Below are 24,420 nucleotides of genomic sequence, written 5' to 3' on the forward strand. Positions count from 1 at the left end.
TCGAGAAACATCCGCACAGCGCGTTCGCGGACTTCAGGTGAAAACTTGTTCGTCGTTTTGTTCATAGTAGCTCCATCTTCTCAGAAGTTGGAGCCTCCGGCAAAGCCGGGGCGGTTCAACCCGATTCGTGGGCGAACTGATTGGCGAGCCCCTTAAAGACCTTGCCGGCCTTATGGGGGCGGACTGGCTTAAACAGGTGCGCGCCGACCGCATTGCTGAAATGAGTCGCGATAGCCAGGCTCGTTTGGCGGCACGCGGCGTCACACAGACGGTTCCCGTCTCTTTGTCAGTAGCACTGCCTTTACTTGAGGGTGCTGCGGACGAGGGCCGGACGGAACTTAAGGACGTCTGGGCCAGACTTTTGGCGGCGGCAAGAGACCCGAATAGAAGCGCCAAGGTTAGCAGATACTTCATAAACGCTATTAAAAAGCTTGAGCCGCTTGACGCGTTGGTGCTCAGCCAAATGACCAATAACTTCGATAAATCGGACTTGGACAACGCCATCAAACTAGATTCTACCGCTGTTGATACGTCGTTAGCTAACCTTTATGATATCGGCTTGGTGTATGAGATTAACACAGCGCCGCCAATCTCCCACTTCCGCAAGCCCCGACCAACACCGCGCGGACGTGAGCTACTAAAGCTACTGGCTGATTAAACCGACAAAAACCCCGCCGCGATGTGTGACGGGGTCTTTATCCCTACTACATCTTGTTCATGATCAACTGAATTGGCACCCAACATGTTGATCAGGTCCGGATCGCATAGACGCATTGGCATAGCCCGCGATCACGTCCGTCTCGGTCACGCTGTCTATCTCGCCGTGTTTCACCGGGCGCAGGCCGATCCATTCGATCGTCCCGGCCTGGAACGGCCGCCTTACAGTATACACAAACAGAGATCTTATGCCGCGAAGGTGCGCGTCTCGTCCGCGGCCTGTTTGGCGACCGGTTGCATGACCTGAGTCAGGCGCGAGACGAACAGGCTGTAGACGCCGGTCATGGCCGCCATATTGTCCTGCATCTTTTCGACGGCGGCGTTTTGCAGAGCCAGAACGTCTTCCAGTGTGCGGACGCTCATCGCCTGTTTCGACAGGTCCTCGTAATTGGCCAATGAGCGGCCATAGGCATCCGTCATCGCCTTGTTAACTTCACCCAGCATGTCGGAGGTCTGCTTGCCGGCCTGAGCATAGGCGTTCATCGTGCGCTCGCCGATCTCCTTGCTGCGCTGGCTCATGCGCTCGGTGTTTTCGCGCACGGTGTTCATGGCGTCGCGGCCATAGGCCATGCCCTTTTCGGCGGAGGATTTTGCGGCGTCGGCGGTCGTTTGCATCGTGTCTTCGGTTTTGGACAGAACGTCGGTCGGGGTGAGGGTATCGGCCATGGGATCATTCCTTGGATAAAGCCCTGACCGGCGCGCGAAAAGGCCCGCGGCGAACGCGGTCAAGGCAGGGAAGGGTGAAAAAAGGGGTGCTGCCGAAGGGTTCGGCAGCACCCCTTTTAGACTATCGGGCGTAATGATATTGCGCCGCTTCCATCAGCGAAATGTAAGAATGACGTAAGGTTACTTTGCGCCGAACGCGGCATAGAAGGTGCGCAAGGCGGCCTCGACTTCACGCACGATCTCGTCGTCGGTCGGTTCGGGCATATAGTTCAGGAAACGCGCCTTCTGATAGCGGTTCTGACACAGGGCGATGAACTGGCTGGCCGCCTGCAGGGTATCGTCGATGCGGTACTCACCCGCCTCGACACCTTTTTGCAAAAAGGCCGCGACGTTCTTGATGCCGCGCAACGGACCATTCTCGTAAAAGCGGCGACCGCTTTCCGGCCAGCGCTCGGCAACCGCCATGATGACGCGGAAATTGCGCTGAGTCAGATCGGAGGTCACAACCTTCAGGTAGCGCTGACCCCAATGCGTCAGGGTTTCGCGGTAATTGCCGGTCTCTGCCTCGATCAGGATGTCGATCAGGTTGGCGTGCAGCGCGCAGTGCCGCTGCACAAAGGCCTCGAACAGCTCTTCCTTGCTTTTGAAGTAATTATAAAGCGTCCCTTTCGAGCCGCCGACGCGGGCCGCGATAGCCGACATCGAGGCGGCGTCGAAACCGCCTTCGAGGAAGATATCGCTGGCCACATCGAGAATGGCCTCGCGGCGGGCGTCCTTGTCTCCGCGGGATCTAAGCTCCTGCGTACTCATACTTGATTAGCCTCTATGCAATATATCTTGTACGGCCTGTTCAGATTTTCGCACTGCGAAATTTTTTCTGACCGTACCGTACGGTTCTGTTGACAATATAGCGGCAGAGGCCTATAGGCACAAGTGATAAATGACCGTACCGTACGGTTTGCGTTTCCAAGGTCCCGCTATGTTCGTAAATAAGCGCCCCGTTTCCCTTCTTTTGCTTGGCGTCAGTGCCCTGAGTATGACCGCGTGCGCGGCCCTACCGAAGGATCAGACCAATGCTGCCGTGCCTCAGGCCGTGCAAATCCCCGCTGACATGGTGCATAACCGTTGGTGGACGCAATATAATGATCCGCAACTGAACGCCTTGCTCGAAGATGCCTGCAAGGATGCGCCGAACCTGTCGGCGGCGGCGGCGCGGCTGCTGAAAGCGCGGGCGCTCGAAGACAGCCAGCGCGCCTCGCTCTATCCGACGGCGACGGCCCTGGGGGCGACGCTGCAAATGGGCGGTAACAACCCTGCAATCGATTCGATAACGCTCGGTGGTATCAATTTCGGCTGGGAGCTGGATTTCTGGGGCAAGAACCGCGCCGGGGTGAAGGCGGCAACCTCCGCCGCCGACGCCGCCCGCGCCGATGCCCATCAGGCCGTGCTGGTCCTGACGACGGCCACGGTCAATGCCTATTTCGAACTGGCGCATCTCTACAAAGACTACGACCTCGCTCAGCGCGCCCTGATCATTCGTCAGGACTCCGAAGCGCTGGTCTCGCAGAAGGCCGCCGGTGGCCTGACCTCGAAGGCCGAGCTTGAACTGGCGCGCGCCGCCGTGGCCAATGCCCGTGGTGAACTGGCGGCCATCGAAGAGCGCATCACGATCCAGCGTCACCTGATCGCCGCCCTTGCCGGTCAGGCCCCGGCCTATGGCGAGCGTCTGGAGCGTCCGAACCTGCCTGACGCCCGCGCTTTCAAAGCGCCGGAACGTCTCGATCTGGAGCTGATCAGCCGCCGCCCCGACGTCGCCGCCGCCCGGATGCGCGTCGAATCCGCCTCGGCCTCGACGAAGCGCGCCAAGGCGTCCTTCTATCCGAACATCAACCTAATGGCCTTCGCCGGCAAGGTGTTCCTCAACGACCTCAGCGGGTCGGGCATGGATGCTATCAACGCCGGTCCGGTCCTCAGTCTGCCTTTGTTCGAAGGCGGCAAGCTGAAGGCCAATCTGCGCGGCGCCGAAGCCGATCAGTCGGTGGCCCTGGCCAGCTATAACCAGACGGTCGTCACCGCCATGCAGGAGGTCGCCGACATCGGCGCCAGCCAGCGCGCCTTAAGCGAACGTCTGCAACATTCCAACGCGGCTCTGGCGGCCAGCGAAGAGGCCTATCGTCTGGCGCGTCTGCGCTACGAGGGAGGCTTAAGCGATTACGCCACCCTGCTGCTGGCCGAACAGAACCTGCTGACGCAACGCAGCACCAACAACGCCTTGCAAAGCCGCGCCCTGACGCTCGAAGTCGCCATGGTCAAGGCGCTCGGTGGTCCCTACTAAATTCCTCCATTCTCTCAGTTTCCCTAAGAACAAAGTCAGTCACATGTCCGACAACGCACCCGAAACTCCCGCCGCTCCGGTCGCCCCGGTCCGCACGCCTGCCAATAACAACCGCCGCACCCTGATGACCGGCCTTGCCGCCGTCGTCGCCATCGGCGCGGTCGCTTATGGTGCCTATTATTTCCTCGTCGCCTCGCATTACGTCTCGACCGACAATGCCTATGTCGGGGCCGAAACCGCGCAGGTCAACGCGCTGGTCTCCGGCCCGGTGCTGCGCATTCTGGCGCAGGAAACCCAGGTCGTTAAGGCCGGTGACGTGTTGATGGTCATCGATGATGCGGATGCGAAGATCAATGTCGCCGCCGCCGAAGCGGCTCTCGCTTCGGCTGAACGCCGCGTCATGGGCTATTACAGCAACGACAAGGCGCTGGCCGGTGCCATGGGCGCGCGCGCTGCCGACATCGCCAAGGCCGATGCCGGGATCAAGGCTGCCGAAGCCGAGGCCGCCCGCGCCAAGTTCGAATACGACCGCCGCAAGAACCTCGCCTCGACCGGCGCGGTGTCGCAGGAAGAACTGACCGCTACTGAGAGCGCCTATGCCGCCGCTGTGGCCAATGTCAGCGCCGCCCGCGCCGCCCGTGCGCAGGCTCAGGCCGCGTTGCTGACCTCGGAAGGCAATCGCCAGTCGAACGCCACCCTGTTTGCGGGCGTGCAGCCGGGTGAAAACCCCGAAGTCATGGCTGCGCGCGCCAAGCTGGCCGGGGCCAAGCTGGCGCTCGACCGCACCATCGTCCGCGCGCCGATGGCCGGTGTCGTCACCAAGAAAGCCGTTCAGATCGGCCAGCAGGTTCAGGTCGGCACGCCGCTGATGGCCGTCGTGCCGGTGGCCAACGCCTATGTCGACGCCAACTTCAAGGAAGTGCAACTCAAGAAGGTCGTGCCGGGTCAGGAAGTCGAACTGACCTCCGACCTCTACGGCGAAGGCGTCAAGTTCAAGGGCAAGGTCGTCGGGGTCTCCGGCGGCACGGGTTCGGCTTTCTCGCTGATCCCGGCTCAGAACGCCTCGGGCAACTGGATCAAGGTCGTGCAGCGCCTGCCGGTGCGCATCCAGCTCGATCCGAAGGAGCTTCAGGCGCACCCGCTGCGCGTCGGCCTGTCGATGAAGGCCAAAATCGACGTATCGAAGTAAGACCGCTCCCTGCGTAAGCGGGGAGCTTTTTTCAATACCTCCCCGCTGGGCGGGGAGGGGGACCGCGGCCGCGTAGCGGTCGGGGTGGTGGGGGCCGTATTGCCTCCGCGTTCTGTTCATGGAGAGCGCCCTCATGGCCTCAGCACCTCCCAATTCCATGCCCGCGCCGCTAACCGGAGGCGCTCTGGCGCTGGCCGCCGTGGCGCTGGCGCTCGGCACCTTCATGCAGGTGCTCGATTCGACCATCGCCAATGTCGCCCTGCCGACGATTGCCGGTAATCTTGGCGTCGCCTCCGATCAGGGGACGTGGGTCATCACCTCGTTTGCGGTCGCCAACGGCATTTCCGTGCCGCTGACCGGCTGGCTGATGATGCGCTTCGGCGTCGTCAGAACCTTCGTCGTCTCGGTCGCCCTGTTTACGCTGGCCTCTTTCCTGTGCGGCATTGCGTGGAACCTGCCGTCACTGATCCTGTTCCGCGTCCTGCAAGGGGCAGTGTCAGGCCCGATGATCCCGGGGTCTCAGGCCCTGCTGATCATGATCTTCCCCCCAAATAAACGATCTACGGCCCTGGGGGTGTGGTCGATGACCACGCTGGTCGCGCCGGTTCTGGGGCCGATTCTGGGTGGTTACATCTCCGATAATTTTGCTTGGGAATGGATTTTCCTGATCAACGTGCCGATCGGCATTGCCTGTACGTGGATCTGCTGGAGCTTCATGCGCAATCGCGAGACGCCGACCGTGGCGCGTAAGCTGAACATGATCTCGTTCTCGCTGCTGGTCTTCTGGGTCGGTACGCTGCAACTGGTGCTCGATACGGGTAAGGACGCCGACTGGTTCTCCTCGCCGCAGATCGTCATCCTGTCGATCATGGCGGCTATCGGGTTCATTGCGTGGCTGATCTGGGAGCTTAACGAAAAGAACCCGGTCGTCGACCTGTCGCTGTTCAAGAGCCGCAACTTCCTCTTCGGCGTCATCGCGCTCTGTCTGGCCTATGCGGTCTTTTTCGGCAACAACCTGCTGATGCCGCTGTGGCTGCAAACCAATATGGGCTATGTGGCGACCTGGGCCGGTCTGGCGGCGGCACCGTCGGGCATGGTGGCCGTGGTGCTGACGCCGTTCGTGGCCCGCCTGTCGAACCGTATCGACGCGCGCATTCTGGCCACGGTGTCCATGCTGCTGTTCGCCCTGTCGTTCTATATGCGCTCGCTCTATTCGCCGGATGTCGATTTCGGCAATCTGATCGTGCCGATGTTCGTCATGGGGGCCGCGATGAGCATGTTCTTCACCTCGATGATCACCCTGTCGTTCCGCGATGTGAAGCCGCAACAGATGCCCGCCGCCTCAGGCCTGTCGAACTTTGCCCGGATCACAGCGGGCTCGTTCGCCGCGTCTCTGGCGACGACCCTGTGGGATCGCTATGAAACCGCCGCTCAGGGCAATATCGCCAATATCGTCCATCAGGAAACGCTGAACCGGGCGATCGAGCAGGCGCAGGCCATGGGTATGTCGCAGGCTCAGGCGGTGGGCGTCATGACCCGGCAGGTCATGCAGCAGGCCTATCTGCTGGCGACGGTCGATATCTTCCGCATCTCGTCGATCATCATCGTCTGTCTGGTGCCGCTGATCTGGCTGTGCCGTCGGACCATGGCCAATGGACAGGTCCACGCCGCGGACTAAGATAAGTAAAAACTGCAAATAAAAAGGCTGCCGGACCACCGGCGGCCTTTTTTCATGGTCACAGGTCAGGTCTTAGAGCGCATTGGCTTCGCCGAACTTCGTTTCAGAAAGATGTGAACCAAATGTTCGACAAAACGAAATGTTAGAGCCAGGTTTCGATTCAATCTGAACGAAACCCGGCTCTAACAGACTGTGGGGCCAACAGGTATCACACCCCATAACCGGGAGCATTTACGATAATAGAGTGCAGGGGCCTATGGACCTTATGGCTGCCACGCAAAACAAAACGGCGGCAGGTTGCCCTGCCGCCGTTCTTTGCATCCATCCCGAAGGACTTAGCGCTTGTACTGGAAGCCGACGTAGAAGCGGCGACCGAAGAGGTCGAAGTTGTCGGCGGTCGTTTGCCCCAGCCAGTCGACCGGATCGGCGTCGAAGGCGTTGACGATACCGGCACGCAGCAGGAGGTTGTCTTTGATATCCCAGCGAACCGAGAAATCATGCTGGATATAGTCACCGGTCGTGAGGAACTTGTACTCACGGTTGTCCGAGTCGCTACGCAGCAGGTCGATATCGGCGATTTCCTGGCTCGACTGGAAGTCCATGTTCCAGAAGAAGCTCAGGTCCGGCTTGAAGCGCCAGGCGACGTTGGTTGCGAAGCGGAGTTGCGGCGCACCGACCGATTGCGTGTAGTCCGTTTGGGCCAGAGGCGCATCGATGTTGGTGTATTCGCGGTTCCACTGCTCGTAGTTACCACGCAGCGAGAAGTTCAGCTGACCCAGGTTCTTGCCGAAGACCGAGTCGAGCGGCTGACGGTAGGTGACCGTGAAGTCCATACCTTGCGTTTCGAGCTTGGCGTAGTTCAGCGAACCTTGCAAGAACCAGTTGATGCGGTAGTTGGTCGGATCGCGGGCGATCAGGCCGCAGGCGTTGCTGTTCAGGACATCGCCGCCGACGCACTGGTTAGCCAGGGTCTGCGCCGTCACCGAAGCGATGGCGTTGCGGATTTCGATGTTGTACCAGTCGAACACGAAGGTCGTGCGCGGCAGGAACTTCGGCTGTGCGATGAAGCTCAGCGTGCGGGATACCGAGGTTTCCGGTTTCAGGAACGGGTTACCGCCGTTGAAGCCGCCGACCGTCGAAGTGTAGGTGATCGACGTACCGGCCGGGATACCGAGGGCCGCACAGTTCTTGATACGGTTTTCCTTGGTCTTCGGATCGGTCGTGTTCGAGATGACCACGGCGTCGCAGGGGTCGGTGATCGAAGCGAAGGTCTGGCTTTGCAGCGAGAAGTTTTCCGACAGGGTCGGAACGCGTACGGCCTTACCGCGGGTGCCGCGGATCTTGTACTCGTCGTTGATTTCCCACATGAACTGGGTCGACCAGGTGTCAACCTTGCCCACGGTGGTGTAGTCCGAGGTACGGGCGGCACCGGAGAATTCCAGCGACTTGACGAACGGCAGGTTCTTCAGCAGCGGCAGTTGCAGTTCGGCAAAGGCTTCCTTCACTTCGTAGTGCGAGTAGGGGAAGTCGGCACCGGTGTTGAGGAAGAGGATACGATCGCCGGTCGGACCGGTACGGCCCTTGCCTTCGGCTTCTTCCTTACGCCACTCGACGCCCATGGCGGCACCGATCGGGCCCGCACCCCAGAAGTCCCACAGATTGCCCGAGCCATAGGCCAGGAAATGCTGCTGCTTGTTGGTGTGCGAAACCTGGATTTCCGCGTCATAATAGGCGCGGGCCGCCGGGTCGTTCTGGCCGTTACCGAAGATGTTGAACGGTACGCAACCGGTCACCTTGGGGTCGGTCGGGCTGACATTGCCGCCACGATACGGATCGGCAATCGCATAGCCGTTGGCAGCCAGAAGCTGCGAGCGACAGACAATTTCACCCGGCTTGCCATGAACCTTACCGGCCGTGTCGACAACCGCGTCGGCACCCATACGATAGCGCTCGACGTCAAGGCCGCGCTCGTGGTTTTCGTTCTTCAGCTCACCGTAAACATAGCTGGCTTCCCAGGCAATGTCCTTGGCGAACAGGAACTCGTCCGCCTGACCCTTAGCACCGAGAACGTAACGCTTGGCTTCACGGAAGTTCAGCTGGTTGCGCAGCGGACCGAAGTTGGTGAACATGGCGCGGGCATCGACCGTCGTGGACGTCGAGACCAGATTGCCGTCCTTGTCGTAGGTCTTGAGCAGGTTGTTCTGAATGATCGTGCGGACCGCCGGATCGAGATAGGCGTTATCCAGGCCGATGTTGAACGAGCTGGTGGCCGGAGTCCATTGCGGCATCGAGTTGGCCGGCACGTTGTAGAGGCCGATGTTGAAGAACGAACCCTGACCATCGTCATAGGTTTCTTCCTTGACGTACTTCGCTTCACCGTAGGCGGTAACGTAGTCGTTGACCTTGAAGTTGAAGCCGCCTTGCAGACGGTTGGCGTTCGACTGCGGGATACGGCTGCCTTGCGAGAACTCGGTACCGATGTTCAGGCCGTCACCACCGATGGCGTTGGAACGCGGACCACCGACTTCGACGCGCGATGAACCGATGTCGAGCAGACGGGCGGCACCGGTCGCGGAGAAGACATAGGCGTTCTTTTCGTTTGCGAAGAAGCAGTTGGTGTTGCTCGCCGCCGTGGTCGGGAACTTGTTGGTGGCCGACGTAGCGGGCGGCGTACAGGCCGTCAGCGAGGCGGCGATGTCCGGATCGGAAGCCGGGCTGGTTTGCAGGCCCGAAGCGACGACCAGAAGGCCGGTATAGGGGCGCGAGAAGTTGCGCACGCCGCACAGCAGCTGGTTATCGTATACGCCATCCGGGGTGCCCGCATTGACGTCGGCGTCCATCGCGTAGAGACCGCAGGCGCGACGGCGCCAATCGACGTCGGAGTCCTTAACTTCGTCGTTTTCTTCGTGTTCGTACGAACCGTAGACGTTCAGACGGTTGTCGAAGAAGTTCTTGCCCCACAAGGCCGAGATACGCTTCTGGCTTTGACCGCCCTGATTGATCTGCGAGAGGTTGCCATCGACGATCAGGCCTTCGAAGTCATCCTTCATGATGTAGTTGACGACGCCCGACACGGCGTCGGCGCCGTACATGGCCGATTGACCACCGGTGATCAGTTCGATGCGTTCAATCAGCAGGCGCGGGATGGTGTCGACGTCAACCGCCAGCGAACCTTGCTGAGCACCGACGTGACGCTTGCCGTCCACCAGAACCAGCGTACGGCCCGAGCCGAGCTGACGCAGGTTGAGCAGCGAGAGGCCGCCGTCATTCAGGTTCGAGCCCGTGGTGTCTTCCGGCACGTAGGAGCCGGTCAGAGCCGGGATGTCGGCCAGTTGGTCGATGATGTTCGGCTGGCCCGACTGCAGGATGTCTTCCTGCGTAATCTGGATCAGCGGGGCCGGGGCGTTGGCCACGTTACGACGGATGCGCGAACCCGTAACAATGACTTCCTGAACGGGTTCTTCAGCGGCGGCAGCATCGGCCTTAGGGGCCGTATCCTGGGCCTGGGCGACACCGCCCGTGAAAGCCGTCGTCAGAACGCCGGTCAGTACCGCGCTGCAAAACGACGTCGTGGCCAGAAGGCCAAATCGCTTGGAATCTTTTCTCACTACTCATTCTCCGGGTTATCGGCCATGGGGAGGGCCGAAATTTTGTCCAGCATTACACGCTGTTAATGTGAATAACGCATTGGTGTCACAGGCGCGTCAATCTCTAGCCACAAATTTGTCAATAACAAATGAAACCTGTTTCAATAAGGTCACACAGGTAACCAAGCGGTAGGAATGCAGCCCGAAATCGTATGCCGCTTGTGGGATATGCCGGTTTCGAGGCGCGGCTTGGTTTCGCTTACGCAATAAACCCAAGGGAATGTCAGGGCGGCCGGGGTTGGCGCGGTAATATGTTGCGCGCCATATGTCGGGGCCGCAATAATGGGCCCAATTTCACTAATAAAGTTGTAATTTACAATCTGTGATGGGTTTCCGATGCGGTTTCCGTACAGGAGCACCGTACGGCCAGAAGGCGTTCAATCGGAAACCGTATATTGCAGCGCAGCAATTCACATCGGTGGAAATACGCCCTGTTTCCTGATATCGCCTGAAGAGAATTACAGAAGGGGCGGTACGGGGTTGAACGGCATAGTCCTGTTATTGGCGGCCGCGGCCTATGTCGGCGGTCTGTTTGCCATCGGTGCCTGGGCGGAAAAGCATGCCGGGGCCGGTGGGCAGCCACGTTTTCGTTTACCGGCCTATGCGCTGGCGCTGGGTGTCTATTGCACAAGCTGGACCTTTTACGGTGCTGTCGGCTCGGCGGTGGGGCAGGGGTGGAGCTTCGCGCCTATTTATCTCGGGCCGATTCTGGTCTGGCTGGTGGCACCGAAGTTCCTGAGCCAGCTCATCGCCGCGGTGCAGGCCGAGGGGGCGACCTCGATCTCGGATTTCATCGGCGCGCGTTTCGGCAAGAGCCGTGGCGTGGCGGCGCTGGTTACGCTTCTGGCGTTGTTCGGGACGATTCCGTATCTAGCCTTGCAATTGCGCTCGGTCGGCACCAGCTTCGCCCAGCTGGCCGGGGGCGAGACCGTCTGGCCTATGGCGCTGACGGCGGGCGCGCTGGGCCTGTTCGCCATATTGTTCGGGACGCGGCATTATGTGGCATCGAGCCGCAATGCCGGTGTGCTTTATGTGGTCGCGGCCGAATCGCTGGTCAAGCTTCTGGCTCTGGTGGCCGTGGCCGGGTTTGCGGTGTTGGCGTTCCAGGCTGCCCCGCCCGCCGCGCGCGATGCCGGATGGCTGCGCTTTTCGGCCCGATTCGACCCCTCGCAGATCGATCTCGACTTTGTCGTTATCACGCTGGTGTCCATGGCGGCCATCGTCTGCCTGCCGCGGCAATTCTATACAGGGGTCATCGGTGCCGATCGTCCCGACGATGCGACAAAGGCCCGTGGCCCCTTCGTCGGTTATCTGCTTCTGACCCTTCTGGTCATTCCGCCGATCACACTGGCGGGTCTGACCCTGTTGCCGTCGCAGGTGTCGCACGACCTGTTCGTGCTGAACCTGCCGTTCGGGGCGGACGTGCACTGGCTGACGCTTCTGGTATTCATCGGCGGGTTTTCGGCGGCGACCGGCATGGCGCTGGTCGAAACCATTGCCCTGTCGACCATGATTTCCAACGATCTGATCGCGCCGTTCCTGCTGCGCCATCGCACCATGTCGAGCGCCGCCGACTTCGGCCGTCTCATGCTGTGGGTCAGGCGTATTTCCATCGGCGGCGTCATGGGCGCGGCCCTGACCTACGCCCTGTGGGTGCCGCCGTCCCGGCAACTGGCTTTCATCGGCCTGATTGCCTTTGCGGCCATTGCACAGTTCACGCCGGCCCTGCTGCTGGCGGTGCGCGGCAAGGTGCGTGACGCCACCGCTATTCAGGCGGGACTGCTGAGTGGCCTGATCGTCTGGTTCTATACCCTGTTCTTTCCGACCCTCGCCCCTGAGCCGTGGCTGACCGCCATGGCGGGCGGTGTGTTCAACCCTGTCGGGCTGTTTGGCCTGAGCGGTATCGACCCACTGACGCATGGTGTAATAGCGTCGCTGGGGGCCAACGGCCTGGCCTGGCTGGCCGTGTCTGCCTTCGGACGCACGGGGGCCTTGCCGGGGTTTCGCCTGATGCCGGTGGTGCGCGAAGGCCGGGTACAGACCCTTGAACAACTGACGACTCTGACGGCGCGTTTTGCCGGGGCGGAGGCGGTGAGCGAAACCTTCGGTCCCGTCACCCCCGGCGCCCCGGTGGACCGGTCGTCGGCGCGGCGGGCCGAGCGCCTGATCGCCGGCGTGGTCGGCGCGCCGTCGGCCCACGCCATCGTGTCGTCGGCCCTGTCCGGCACGACGATCAGCGTCGAGGACGTGGCGCGCCTTCTGGATCAGTCCGGCCAGAGCCTGCAGTTCTCGAAGGGGCTTCTGGCGGCGACGCTGGAAAATATCGACCCCGGCGTCAGCGTGATCGATCAGAACCTGCGGCTGGTGGCGTGGAACAGCCGCTATCTGGACCTGTTCCAGTACCCGCCGTCGATGATTCGCGTCGGCGCGCCGGTCGCGGACCTGATTCGTTATAATGCCGAGCGCGGCGAATGCGGGCCCGGCGAGGTCGAAAGCCATGTGGCGCGGCGGCTTGAGCACATGCGACGCGGCGCGCGCCACAGCTTCGAGCGCCGTCGCGCCGACGGCAAGGTGCTCAAGACGGTCGGCGGCCCCATGCCCGGCGGCGGCTATGTCATGTGTTTCACCGACATCACCAATGAAGCGGCGGCCCTGGCCGGTTTGGAGCATGCGCGGCTGGAACTGGAGAGCCGCGTCGTACAGCGCACGGCGGAGCTTCAGGCGGCCAATGCCGCACTGGCACGTGCGACCGAGGAAAAGACGCGGTTTCTGGCGGCGGCCAGCCACGACCTGCTGCAACCGCTGCACGCGGCGCGGCTGTTCACGGCGGCCCTGTCCGAGGAAGTGGCGGCGGGCGAGGGGCTGGCGCTGGTCGGTAATGTCGAGCGTTCGATCGATGCCGCGGATGCCCTGCTGCGGTCCCTGCTCGATATTTCGAAACTCGATGCGGGGGGGATCGTACCGCGGGTCGCGCGGTTCAACCTGTTAGGGTTGGTGCAGGATATAGAGGTCATTTTCGCGCCTCTGGCGGCGGAAAAAGGGATTGCGTTGCGGCTTTGGGCTCCGTCGGTTTGGGTAGAGACCGATCGCAACCTGTTGCGTTCGATCCTGCAAAATTTCGTGTCCAATGCTGTGCGCTATACGGAACGTGGCGGGGTGCTGATAGCGGTACGGCCGCGTCAGGACCGGGTGCGGATCGAAGTCTATGACACCGGCTGCGGTATCGCCGATGAGGACTATGCGCGCATCTTCCGCGAGTTCGAACGACTGGGCGTCAGCGGCGAGGCCGGGATCGGTCTGGGTCTGGCCATTGTCGAGCGCACCGCGCGCCTGCTGGATCTGCCCGTCGAGGTGCGCTCACGCCTCGGAAAGGGCAGTCGGTTTACCGTGATCCTGCCAATGGCCGCCGTGCCTGAGGTGGTGGTGCCGGCGCAGGCTTCGACCGTCACGTCTGAAAAGGCGCGCCGGATTCTGATTGTCGATGACGAACCGGCGGTGCGTGACGCCATGGCCGCACTGCTGGCCCGTTGGGGGTGCGACGCCTGCATCGCCGATGATCCGGACGCGGCAATGGCCCATTTGTACGGTGTCGATGGGGCCTTGGTCGACTATAATCTCAGTGGCGGGGCCGACGGACTGTCGCTGATTGCCCGATTGCGGGCGGCGCAGCCGGACCTGCGGGTGGCGCTGGTGACCGCCGATCATGGACTGGAGACGGCAAAATCTTGCGAGGCGGCGGGCGTGCCCCTGTTTTACAAGCCCCTCGATCCGAAGGTGCTGAAAAACTGGCTGGGTATTTAAATCGATCCGCCGATGCCTAGAGCTTTGGCGGCCAGAACCGCCTGAGTGCGGTTCTGCACATCCAGCTTGCGCATGATGGCGGTCATGTGTGCCTTGACGGTGGCTTCGGATATATTGAGATCGAAGGCGATCTGCTTGTTCAGCCGTCCGGCCAGCACCCCCAGCAGAACGCGCAATTGCGTGGGCGTCAGGTCGGCGACCTTGGCAGCGACGGCGTCCACCTCGTGATCGTCGGGCGCGGTCTCGATCCGGCGGCCTTCCAGTGCGTCGTTGATGGCGCTTTGCATGAAGGGCAGGGGCTGATCCTTGCCGATAAAACCCACCGCGCCGAATCGCCGGGCCTGCTGCGCCGCCTGCTCGGCCTCGGCGGCGGAGACCACCAGCACGGGCACTTCGGGCGCTTCGGCGTGGATCAGGGCGACGCCGGAAAAACCTTCGGCACCCGGCATTTTCAGGTCGAGCAGGATCAGTTTGAGGTTTTGCGCCGATTTGACGGCGTCAAGGGCGGCATTCAGCGTTCCGGCCTCAAGGATATCGGCATCGGGACGCACCTTGCGCGCCGCCAGGGTCAGGGCCTGACGGAACAGCGGGTGGTCGTCGGCGACCAGAATGGATGCGGGGCTGGACAGAAAAACCTCCGTCGCGCCCTTTTTATAGACGAAAGCGCTGACGGGCCATCTTTACCCATCAGCGCCCCGGTTTCGCAAGTACTATCTCGTATCAGGCCGGTTGCAGGACGCGATCCCTGACCAAGGCCTCGACCACCGACGGATCGGCCAGCGTCGAGGTGTCGCCCAGACTATGGATTTCGCCCTCGGCGATCTTGCGCAGGATGCGGCGCATGATCTTACCCGAGCGCGTTTTGGGCAGGCCCGGCGCGAAGTGGATGACGTCGGGCGTAGCAATGGGACCGATTTCGTGGCGCACCCACTGGATCAGGGCCTTGCGCAGGGCTTCGGACGGCACTTCGTTGGCATTGAGCGTCACATAGGCGTAGATGCCTTGACCCTTGATGTCGTGCGGCATGCCGACCACGGCGGCTTCGGCGACGGTTTCATGCGCCACAAGCGCGCTTTCGACCTCGGCGGTGCCCATGCGGTGGCCGGAGACATTGATCACGTCGTCGACGCGGCCGGTGATCCAGTAATAGTCATCGGCATCGCGGCGGGCACCGTCGCCGGTGAAATACTTGCCCGGATAGCTGGCGAAATAGGTCTGGAAGAAGCGCTCGTGATCGCCCCAGACGGTGCGCATCTGCCCCGGCCAGCTTTTGGCGATGGCCAGAATCCCCTCGGCCGCGCCGCTCAGGACACGCCCGTCATTGTCGAGGATTTCGGGGAAGACGCCGAACAGAGGCTTGGTTGCAGAACCCGGTTTGAGCGCGGTCGCACCGGGCAATGGCGAGATCAGGTGCCCACCGGTTTCGGTTTGCCACCACGTATCGACGATGGGGCATTGCCCCTTGCCCACCACACGATTGTACCATTCCCACGCTTCGGGATTGATCGGCTCACCGACGCTGCCCAGCAGGCGCAGAGATGACAGATCGCAACGATCGACCCACGCTTCGCCTTCGCGCATCAGGGCGCGGATGGCGGTTGGGGCGGTATAGAAGGTGGTCACCTTGAACTGATCGACGACCTGCCAGAAGCGCGAATGGTCGGGATAGTTCGGCACGCCCTCGAACATGACGGAGGTCGCGCCATTGGCCAGCGGGCCGTAGACGACATAGGAGTGGCCGGTGACCCAGCCGACATCGGCGGTGCACCAATAGACGTCACCCGGCTTGTGGTCGAAGACGTAAGCATGAGTCATCGAGGCCCAGAGCAGGTAACCGCCGGAGGTGTGCAAAACCCCCTTCGGCTTGCCCGTCGAGCCCGACGTATAGAGGATGAACAGCGGGTCTTCGGCGTTCATCGGCTCGGCGGGGCAGTCAGTCGAAGCCTGCGCCGCCAAGGCATGATACCAGAAATCGCGCCCTGCGGTCATCGGCACATTATTGCCCGTGCGCTGTACGACGATGACGCGGGTGACCGAGTGACTCAGCGCCAGCGCGGCATCGACATTGGCCTTGAGCGGCACGGCCTTGCCGCCGCGCAGCCCTTCATCGGCGGTGATGACGATGCTCGAATCACAGTCAGTCAGACGCCCGGCCAGGGCTTCGGGCGAGAAGCCGCCGAAGACGACGGAGTGAATCGCGCCGATGCGGGCGCAGGCCAGCAGCGCCATGGCCGCTTCGGGGATCATCGGCATATAGATGGTGACGCGGTCACCCTTGCGCACGCCCTGATCCTTGAGAACATTGGCGAACTTGCAGACCTCGGCATGCAGCTCACGGTAGGTGATCGTGCGCTGTTCCGACGGATCGTCACCGGCCCACAGGATCGCCGGCTGATCGCCGCGCGTGTCCAGATGCCGATCAAGGCAATTGGCAGCGACGTTCAGTACGCCGTCCTCGAACCAGTTGATGGCGAAATCGGCCTTATGAAACGATGAATTATCGGTCTGCGTCGGGGTCTTGATCCAGTCGAGGCGCTGCGCCTGCTCCAGCCAAAAGGCATGCGGGTCGTTTTTTGAGCGCGCATACATCGTCTCATAGGCGTCCGCGCTGATGACGGCGCTGTCGCGCCATTGGGCCGGTACCGGATAGACGGTCTCGCTCATGATAGTCCTCACTGTTGTATTCATTGGGGTTGAGACTAATCGACGCGCGGCGGTGCAGCATCCCCGACCAAAGTCGAAGCGTATTTCGCCGTTACAGGTGCAACCGATTGACGGGTTTTCACATCGGTGTTTAGCTGCCTTTTTACCCGCTGTTTCCGAGTCCTTCATGGCCGCTTCCGCCTCCGCTACCGTCATTCCCGCCCTGTCGTCCGTACCGGGCGTGAACACTAACTGGGCCATCGGCATCGGCGGGATCGTCGCCCTGCTGGCCATCGCGCTGTTGCTGTCCACCGACCGTAAATCGATCCGCCTGCGCATGGTTGCCTGCGCCTTCGCGCTTCAGGTGCTGATCGGTGTGCTGGTCCTGCATACAAGCTGGGGCAAGATCGCGGTTCAGGCCATGGCCCACGGTGTCGAAGCCCTGATGAGCTATTCCAAGGGCGCGATCGAGATGCTATTCGGCGGACTGCTCAATGTTGAGGGCGGAGCGGGCTTTGCCATCAATGTGTTGCCGGTGATCGTCTTTTTCGCGGCCTTGGCCTCGGTGCTGTATTACCTGAAAATCATGCAGCTGATCATCAAGGTGATCGGCGGGGGCTTGGGCTTCATCATCGGCATCAGCCGTGTCGAGGCGCTGGCCGCGGCCGCCAATGTGCTGGTCGGGCAGTCGGAATCGCCGCTGGTCGTGCGGCCCTATCTGGCGGGCCTGACCAAGGCGCAGCTGTTCGCCATCATGGCGTCGGGCATGGCCGGCGTGGCGGGCACGATCCTAGCCGCCTATGCCCAGATCGGCATCAAGATTGACTACCTGCTGGCGGCCAGCTTCATGTCGGCCCCGGGTGGGCTGCTGATGGCCAAGCTTATCATTCCTGACCCGAAGGGGGCCCCGATCCATTCGCCCGTGCCGATCATGGAAGACGCCGATCACCACCCGAAAAGCCTGCTGGGCGCCATTTCCGACGGCGTGCAGGATGGCCTGAAGATCGCTGTGTCGGTCGGCGGCATGATTCTGGCTTTCGTCGCTCTGATCGCCTTGCTCAACGGCATTTTAGGCGGTATCGGCGGCCTGTTCGGCTATCCCGACCTGACCCTGCAAGGCATGCTGGGCTTCGTGCTGGCCCCGGTCATGTTCCTGATCAATATCCCGTGGAACGAGGCGGTGACGGCGGGCGGCCTGTTCGGCGAAAAGCTGATCATGAACGAGTTCGTCGCCTATATCCACCTGATGAGTGAGGGCGGGCAATTGTCCCCGCGCTCGACCGCCATCATGAGCTTTGCGCTGTGCGGTTTTGCCAATCTGTCCTCGATTGCCATTCAGTTGGCCGTTATCGGCGGCCTGGCGCCGAACCAGCGCGACATGATCGTCAAGATCGGTCCGAGGGCGCTGGCGGCGGCGACTCTGGCCAACCTGATGAACGCGGCAATCGCGGGCTTGCTGATCGGGTAAAGGTTTCAGACCTGTCGTCATATTTTTGTTGCACATGTAATAAATGCCTGATTACCTCTTGTTTTAACCGCCTTGTTTGTGTGGAAGAGGGGGTCGGCGATGAGCATATCCAGCACCGAATTTGAACTGCCCGCGCGGCCGGAGGCGATGACCTTCAAAGCCGCTGAAACGGCGGTAATCGTCATCGATATGCAGAACGCCTATGCCAGTCTAGGCGGCTATGTCGATCTGGCCGGGTTCGATATTTCGGGCGCGCAATCCACTATTGAAAATATCGCGAAGACCCTGAGCGCCGCGCGGCAATCGGGTATTCAGGTCGTCTATCTGCAAAACGGCTGGGACCCGGACTATGTCGAGGCCGGAACGCCGTTGTCGCCTAACTACCATAAGTCCAATGCGCTCAAGACGATGCGCCGCAATCCTAATCTGAAAGGACAATTGCTGGCGCGTGGAACGTGGGACTACGACATTGTCGACACCCTGACGCCGCAGGACGGCGATATCCGGGTCCACAAGCCGCGCTACTCGGCCTTTTTCAATTCGCAGCTCGACTCGATCCTCAGAGCGCGTGGTATCCGCAACCTGATCTTTGTCGGTATCGCCACCAATGTATGCGTGGAATCAACATTGAGAGACGGTTTTCATCTCGAATATTTCGGGGTCATGCTGGAGGACGCGACGCATCAGCTCGGTCCCGATTTCATCCAGAAGGCCACAGTCTATAACGTCGAAACCTTCTTCGGCTGGGTCGCCACCGTCGATGATTTCTGCAACGCGATCAAAGACATCAATCCATAACCTAAAAGGGAACACCATGCCCAAGGAAGCGATTAACCCGCCCGGATTCCCGAAACCGCTGGCCCCATATTCGTCAGGGACCAAGGCCGATGGCGTAGTCTATGTGTCGGGGACTCTGGCCATCGATCCCGATGGCTCGATCCATGCCCCCGGCGACGCCACGGCGCAGACGAGGCACATCCTTGAGACGATCAAAAAAGTCGTCGAGACCGGTGGCGGTACGATGGACGATATTACCTTCAACCACATCTTCCTGACCGATTGGGCGCACTATGCGGCGATGAATGCGGTCTATGCCGAATATTTCCCCGGCGAGAAGCCCGCGCGCTTCTGCATCCAGTGCGGCCTCGTCAAGCCGGGCCTTGTCGTCGAAATCGCCAGCGTTGCCCATGTTGGCAAGTGAGGTAAAATCTTTCCCGGAAGCTGAAACGGTCACGATCTCCGGACTAGCCGTCAAGCTTTATGGCCGTAAGGCCGGTATCCCGGTCATCCTGTCGCCGGGACTGGGCGGCCACGGGGCTTACTGGTCGCCGCAGGTCGAGGCCCTGTGCGAGAAGTTCCGTGTCATCCTCTATGACCATCGCGGCACGGGCGGCAGCGAGCGCGACGAACTGTCGGCCACCTACCACGCGCGTCATATGGCCGATGATATCGCCCTGATCCTCGAAGGGCTCGATTATGAAGCCGCCCACATCGTCGGTCACGCGGCCGGGGCGGTGGCCGGCTTGCAACTGGCGCTCGATCATCCGAACAAGGTCCTGAGCCTGACCTGCGTCAACGGCTGGGCGGTGGCCGAGCCGCACTTCAAACGCTGCTTCGAAATCCGCACGGCGATCTACAAAAGCGGCGGGGCAGAAGCCTATCTGAAGGCGCAGCCTTTGTTCCTGTTCCCGGCGGAATGGATCAACGATCATTTGGAAGAACTGGACGCTCAGGCCGCGCACCACGCGCCGGGGTTCCAGTCCGAGGCCAATCTGCTGGCGCGCATCGGGGCCTTGCGCGACTTCGATATCCGCGACCGACTGGAGGACATCACCTGCTCGGTCATGGTCATCGGGACGCTCGATGACATGCTGGTGCCGGTGCGCTCCTCGGCCTTCCTCGCCGAAGGCCTGCCGAATGCGCAATGCAAGGTCATCGGCTGGGGCGGTCACGCGGTCAATGTCACCGTGCCGGACGAATTCAACGACATACTCACCACGTTTTTAAAGGGGATATAAAATGGAAATCGGCGTCTTCATTCCTATCGGTAACAATGGCTGGCTGATTTCCGAGAACTCGCCGCAATATATGCCGAGTTTCGACCTCAACAAGGAGATCGTCCTCAAGGCTGAGGGCTACGGCCTCGACTTTGCGCTCTCGATGATCAAGCTGCGCGGGTTCGGCGGCAAGACGCAGTTCTGGGAGCATAATCTCGAAAGCTTTACCCTGATGGCGGGTCTGGCGGCGGTGACGTCGAAGATCAAGATATTCGCCACGGCGGCAACTCTGACTATCCCACCAGCGATCGTGGCGCGCATGGCGTCCACGATTGATTCCATCTCGCACGGACGTTTCGGCATCAATCTCGTCACCGGCTGGCAAAAGGCCGAATACGACCAGATGGGCCTGTGGCCGGGCGAAGAACATTACGTCAAGCGCTACGACATGCTGACCGAGTATGCGCAGATCCTGCGCGACCTGTTCGACACCGGCGTGTCGAATTTCAAGGGCCAGTATTTCGAGATGACCGACTGCCGCGTCAGCCCCAAGCCGCAGGTCGCGCCCAAGATCATCTGTGCGGGCTCATCCGACGACGGTCTGGCCTTTTCGGCGCAATATGCCGATTATGCGTTTTGCCTTGGCGTCGGGGTCAATACGCCGAAGGCCTTCGAGAAAAACAATATCCGCCTCAAGGCCGCCACTGATAAGACCGGGCGCGACGTCAAGACCTTCGTGCTGATGATGGTCATCGCCGGCGAGACCGATGAGGCCGCCGAGGCCAAGTGGCAGTCCTATCGCGACGGTGTCGACGAAGACGCGGTCAAGTGGCTCAAGGCCCAGTCGGCGCCCAATGCCGTCAATAAGACGACCAATGTGGTGCAGTTGTCAGACACGGTATCGGCAGTGAACATCAATATGGGGACGCTGGTCGGTTCCTATGCCAAGATCGCCGCCATGCTCGACGAAATGGCTGAGGTCGAGGGGACCGGTGGCGTACTGCTGACCTTCGACGATTTTATCAAAGGCATGGATGACTTCGGGCAGAAGATCCAGCCGCTGATGAAAACGCGGAAGCATATTCAGGGGATATAGTAGGCTTCCCACAGGCGATTGCGGAACTTGTAAGTCGGATCGACGCGGCGTTTGAGGGCAAAGAACGCGTCCGCTTTCGGATAGGCGTCGCGGAATTGCGCAGGCGTCGCGTGAATCTGATAGGGCAGGTAATAGGCCCCGCCCAGACCGATTGCCGCATCGATTAGTTCGCGCGTCCACACCCCGACCGCAGCCTTGTCGGCTTCGCTGACGCCCTGTTCGTAATAGATGACGAAGGCAAACACGTCGGTGCGCGCCCAGTTCAGCAGGGTGTCCGGATCGGCCTTGGCGTGACGGATCGAGACGTTCAGCACATTGACCTTATGCCGACGCAGGATATCACACAGACGCGGTACGAAGGCGTCGAACCGGGCTTCGGGGACGAAATATTCCTGAAGTACATAGGTGCTTTTGGCACGCGAGGCCGGTTCGATGTCCAACACATCGAGGCTGGCGTCGTAGTTGCGCCATGCCACGCGGGGTCGCGCATAGATTATGCGCTCGTAAATGTGTTCCTTGATCTGCTTGCCGAACGGGCCGTGCGTCGCCCAGGCGATAAGCTCCTGCCGAAAGCTACCGGCCGGTTTTATGGGTGCCAGGCGATCGGCGATATCGACGGGCTTGTCCGTCCGGCTGAAAGTCAGGGCGTTGACGCCCTTATATTCCGGCGGATAGAGCGTGGCATTGTGGATTATGGCCGTTTGCGATGGCTTGATCCTTGCCTCGAAAAACGCCGTGTAGTCGGTTACTTTCATGCGCTGAGATACGCGTTCGACAGCGACATTGTCCGTCAGGTTCAGCGTCACCTCGGTAATGACGCCGATCCCCCCGTAACCGCCGATGGCGCCGAAGAACAGGTCGCTGTTCTCATCGCGGCTGGCGGTTTTGACGCTGCCGTCGGCCAGTACGATTTTGAACGACTCGACCGAACGCACGATAGGGCCTTCACCGACATAGCGACCGTGGGCGTTGACACTGAGCGAGCCACCGACGGTGAAGTTGGAAAAGCTCTGCATGATGCGCAGCGACAGGTTCTCCCAATCGACGATTTCCTGAACCGCCCGCCAGCTTATGCCCGCTTGAACGGTGAGGCGTTTGCCCGCCGGATCGAAAGCCAGCACCCGGTTCATCTGGCGCATGTCGATGAACAGGCAGCCGGTACAGGCCGTCTGCCCGCCCTGACTATAACGCCCGCCGCCGATGGATATGGGGCCGGGGTGTGCGGCGACGAGGGCGCTGACTTCTTCGGTGGAGGTGGGGGCGACGATCCGTTCGACGACGATAGGATTTAGCTGCGTGATATCGTTGACGGTTTCGCTGCCTTGGGCGGTCGCAGAAAATACGGCGTAGAGCGTGATCCAGATGAGTATAGTGACCGTCCGCATATTCCCCCTCCGACCGCCTCACGCCATTATAGCGATTTTATAAATGGACGGTAAGAGCGGCATCCCACCAAAAGTTAATATGCGTTAGGGTGCGGGCTTATGACTATCCTTATGAGACGCCACATGATCCGCACCATTCTTTCCGCCGCTTCTGTAATTGCGCTTCTGACTGTTGCCGCCTGTTCCCCTAAGGACGACACCCCGCCGCCGACCAAGGCCGAGGCCTCGGCCTCCAGCGAAGTGTCAGCCAGTGCGTCGTCCGCTGCTGACGTTGCCAGCGACTATGTCGGTCGCTGGATCGGGCCGGAGGGCACCTCGCTGGAAGTCACCGCGCGCGAACACGACTATGTGGTCTCGATCACCAACCTCGACGGGCCCAAGGAGTTTACCGGCACTGTGGTGGGTAACGGTATCCAGATCGAGCGCGACGGCCAAAAGTTTCTCATTCAGCACAGCAATGGCGCTCAGACCGGCATGAAATGGCTGGCCGACAAACGCGACTGCGTGACCGTCACCACCGGCGAAGGTTATTGTCGCGATTAAAGCGCATTCCGAAAAGTGGGAACCGGTTTTGGCTACGCCGAACTACGTTTCGGATGAAATGCGCGCAGAATAAAGCCCGCAAAACTATTGTGGTTTTTAAACTGATCGGTTAGGCAGCGTCCCTGATTAGAAGGAGCGCTGCTATGGCCGACGAAGACGACATCATCGTAAAGGATTCCAACGGCACACGCCTGTCGGATGGCGACAGCGTGACCCTGATCAAGGACCTCAAGGTCAAGGGATCGGGTGGTGTGACGCTCAAGCGCGGCACCCTGATCAAGAATATTCGCCTGACTCATGACGAGGATGAGATCGAGTGTAACCACGAAAAGGTTCGTGGTCTGGTGCTCCGGACGGAATTTGTGAAAAAGGCCTGATTTTCATCGCGGCCTTATGAAACGCGCCGGCGAACCCTATCTCATTCGCTGGATCGAAGGCTTAGGCTGTCCTGAACCGAAAGGACACGTCATGGCCTTAACCCTCTCTTCCGACACGTCCGCCACGCGCAGCGCCTTGCCGATAAGCGGTCTGGCGCTGCTGGTTTTTGCAGTGGCGCAGATCGTCGCCTCACAGTCACCCGAATGGTTCGGCATAGGGCGCAATGTCGCCGAACAATCGGCGGCCACCTCGCACCCTCTGGTGCCGCTGGGACCGGCCTTTGCCATCTGGGGCCTTATCTATCTCTATGGACTGGTCAGCGCGGTCTGGGCCTTGTGGCACAGAGACAGTGCTGCGCTGAAAACCGCGGGCGGGCATCTGGCGCTTATATGGTTGCTTGATGCCGTCTGGTCGGTCTGGGTACCGGTCAATGGCATCGACTGGATCAGCTTCGTCATCATCGCCGTATCGGTGATCTCCGGCGTGAGCGGTCTTCTGAAGCTGAACGAGATGTCGTTGAGCCAGGCCGAAAAGGGGTTTCTCTTCGCGCCGATGGCGCTGGTTACCGGCTGGATCACGGCGGCGATGGTCGTCAATTTCACATCCAGCCTTGTGGCGGCGGAAGCCATGGTCAATCCGCGTGATGTGATCGTATCGCTCGCTTTCCTGCTGGGCCTGATCGCCGTAGCCGGGGGGCTGTTGTCGGTCATCCGCAGTGTCGTCTATGCCGTGCCGCTGGTCTGGGCGCTGGGCTGGATTGCGGCCGCCAATGTGGTGCGTCAGAACGAGCCTTTGATGGCGTTCACGGCGGTGATCGGGATCGGCTTGCTGCTGGTTCTGACGGCGGTGGTCAAGCGCAGAGCTTGATACAAAAAAG

19 protein-coding genes are annotated in these 24,420 nt (G+C 60.8%); 13 read left to right on the top strand and 6 right to left on the bottom strand.

Annotated features, from left to right (window positions below; genetic code table 11):
- Positions 1-127: 127 nt before the first annotated feature.
- On the top strand, positions 128-658 hold the full coding sequence (locus PQU92_RS08775; protein WP_272747842.1) for an Abi-alpha family protein: 531 nt from the start codon (positions 128-130) through the stop codon (positions 656-658).
- Positions 659-903: 245 nt separating this feature from the next.
- Here PQU92_RS08775 and PQU92_RS08780 read toward each other — a convergent pair whose 3' ends face one another.
- Positions 904-1,383: a phasin family protein gene (locus PQU92_RS08780; RefSeq protein ID WP_272747843.1), complete on the bottom strand. Its 480-nt coding sequence runs from the start codon at positions 1,381-1,383 to the stop codon at positions 904-906.
- Between the two features lie 180 nt (positions 1,384-1,563).
- Positions 1,564-2,193, bottom strand: coding sequence for a TetR/AcrR family transcriptional regulator (locus tag PQU92_RS08785; protein WP_272747844.1), 630 nt, complete (start codon positions 2,191-2,193; stop codon positions 1,564-1,566).
- A 226-nt stretch (positions 2,194-2,419) separates the two neighbouring features.
- On the opposite strand from PQU92_RS08785, the gene PQU92_RS08790 reads away from it, so the two are divergent.
- From PQU92_RS08790 to PQU92_RS08800, 3 genes are all read left to right on the top strand, one after another.
- On the top strand, positions 2,420-3,718 hold the full coding sequence (locus tag PQU92_RS08790) for an efflux transporter outer membrane subunit (RefSeq protein ID WP_272747845.1): 1,299 nt from the start codon (positions 2,420-2,422) through the stop codon (positions 3,716-3,718).
- 43 nt (positions 3,719-3,761) lie between these two features.
- The gene (locus PQU92_RS08795) at positions 3,762-4,907 is read left to right on the top strand and encodes an HlyD family secretion protein (RefSeq protein ID WP_272747846.1); all 1,146 of its coding nucleotides are present in this window, start codon (positions 3,762-3,764) and stop codon (positions 4,905-4,907) included.
- 133 nt (positions 4,908-5,040) lie between these two features.
- Entirely contained in the window at positions 5,041-6,585 is a 1,545-nt protein-coding gene (locus PQU92_RS08800) for a DHA2 family efflux MFS transporter permease subunit (RefSeq protein ID WP_272747847.1), read from the top strand.
- 335 nt (positions 6,586-6,920) lie between these two features.
- On the opposite strand, the gene PQU92_RS08805 is transcribed toward PQU92_RS08800, so the two are convergent.
- Positions 6,921-10,193, bottom strand: coding sequence for a TonB-dependent receptor domain-containing protein (locus PQU92_RS08805; protein WP_272747848.1), 3,273 nt, complete (start codon positions 10,191-10,193; stop codon positions 6,921-6,923).
- A gap of 519 nt (positions 10,194-10,712) precedes the next feature.
- Here PQU92_RS08805 and PQU92_RS08810 point away from each other — a divergent pair.
- Positions 10,713-14,033 (top strand): PAS domain-containing hybrid sensor histidine kinase/response regulator, encoded by a 3,321-nt coding sequence (locus PQU92_RS08810; protein WP_272747849.1) that lies wholly within the window; start codon positions 10,713-10,715, stop codon positions 14,031-14,033.
- Here PQU92_RS08810 and PQU92_RS08815 read toward each other — a convergent pair.
- Positions 14,030-14,662 carry a response regulator transcription factor gene (locus tag PQU92_RS08815; protein ID WP_303657347.1) on the bottom strand — a complete coding sequence of 211 codons (633 nt, stop codon included), beginning with the start codon at positions 14,660-14,662 and terminating at the stop codon, positions 14,030-14,032. The genes PQU92_RS08810 and PQU92_RS08815 overlap by 4 nt on opposite strands.
- Before the next feature lie 91 nt (positions 14,663-14,753).
- The gene (acs, locus tag PQU92_RS08820) at positions 14,754-16,697 is read right to left on the bottom strand and encodes an acetate--CoA ligase (RefSeq protein WP_272747850.1); all 1,944 of its coding nucleotides are present in this window, start codon (positions 16,695-16,697) and stop codon (positions 14,754-14,756) included.
- Positions 16,698-16,863: 166 nt separating this feature from the next.
- Here acs and PQU92_RS08825 point away from each other — a divergent pair, with 166 nt between their 5' ends.
- From PQU92_RS08825 to rutA, 5 genes are all read left to right on the top strand, one after another.
- Positions 16,864-18,144: a NupC/NupG family nucleoside CNT transporter gene (locus tag PQU92_RS08825; protein WP_272747851.1), complete on the top strand. Its 1,281-nt coding sequence runs from the start codon at positions 16,864-16,866 to the stop codon at positions 18,142-18,144.
- A 99-nt stretch (positions 18,145-18,243) separates the two neighbouring features.
- Positions 18,244-18,942 carry a pyrimidine utilization protein B gene (rutB, locus tag PQU92_RS08830; RefSeq protein ID WP_272747852.1) on the top strand — a complete coding sequence of 233 codons (699 nt, stop codon included), beginning with the start codon at positions 18,244-18,246 and terminating at the stop codon, positions 18,940-18,942.
- Positions 18,943-18,958: 16 nt separating this feature from the next.
- Positions 18,959-19,345, top strand: a complete 387-nt coding sequence (gene rutC, locus PQU92_RS08835; protein WP_272747853.1) for a pyrimidine utilization protein C — start codon at positions 18,959-18,961, stop codon at positions 19,343-19,345.
- A complete protein-coding gene (gene rutD, locus PQU92_RS08840) occupies positions 19,332-20,162 on the top strand; it encodes a pyrimidine utilization protein D (RefSeq protein ID WP_272747854.1) in 831 nt (276 codons plus the stop codon). The genes rutC and rutD overlap by 14 nt, the downstream gene beginning before the upstream one ends.
- A 1-nt stretch (position 20,163) precedes the next feature.
- Positions 20,164-21,237 (top strand): pyrimidine utilization protein A, encoded by a 1,074-nt coding sequence (rutA, locus tag PQU92_RS08845; RefSeq protein WP_272747855.1) that lies wholly within the window; start codon positions 20,164-20,166, stop codon positions 21,235-21,237.
- Here the strand turns inward: rutA and PQU92_RS08850 are convergent.
- Positions 21,225-22,622 (bottom strand): FAD-binding oxidoreductase, encoded by a 1,398-nt coding sequence (locus tag PQU92_RS08850; protein ID WP_272747856.1) that lies wholly within the window; start codon positions 22,620-22,622, stop codon positions 21,225-21,227. The two genes, rutA and PQU92_RS08850, sit on opposite strands and share 13 nt — an antisense overlap.
- 123 nt (positions 22,623-22,745) lie before the next feature.
- Between PQU92_RS08850 and PQU92_RS08855 the strand changes: the two genes are divergently transcribed.
- The 3 genes from PQU92_RS08855 to PQU92_RS08865 all read left to right on the top strand — a co-directional run bounded on the left by PQU92_RS08855 (position 22,746) and on the right by PQU92_RS08865 (position 24,410).
- Positions 22,746-23,165: a hypothetical protein gene (locus tag PQU92_RS08855; RefSeq protein WP_272747857.1), complete on the top strand. Its 420-nt coding sequence runs from the start codon at positions 22,746-22,748 to the stop codon at positions 23,163-23,165.
- Between the two features lie 143 nt (positions 23,166-23,308).
- Positions 23,309-23,542, top strand: coding sequence for an alkylphosphonate utilization protein (locus PQU92_RS08860; RefSeq protein WP_023461299.1), 234 nt, complete (start codon positions 23,309-23,311; stop codon positions 23,540-23,542).
- Between the two features lie 91 nt (positions 23,543-23,633).
- Positions 23,634-24,410, top strand: a complete 777-nt coding sequence (locus PQU92_RS08865; protein WP_272747858.1) for a TspO-related membrane protein — start codon at positions 23,634-23,636, stop codon at positions 24,408-24,410.
- Positions 24,411-24,420: the final 10 nt, after the last annotated feature.

Source organism: Asticcacaulis aquaticus, assembly GCF_028550415.1.
Taxonomy (GTDB): Bacteria; Pseudomonadota; Alphaproteobacteria; order Caulobacterales; family Caulobacteraceae; genus Asticcacaulis; species Asticcacaulis aquaticus.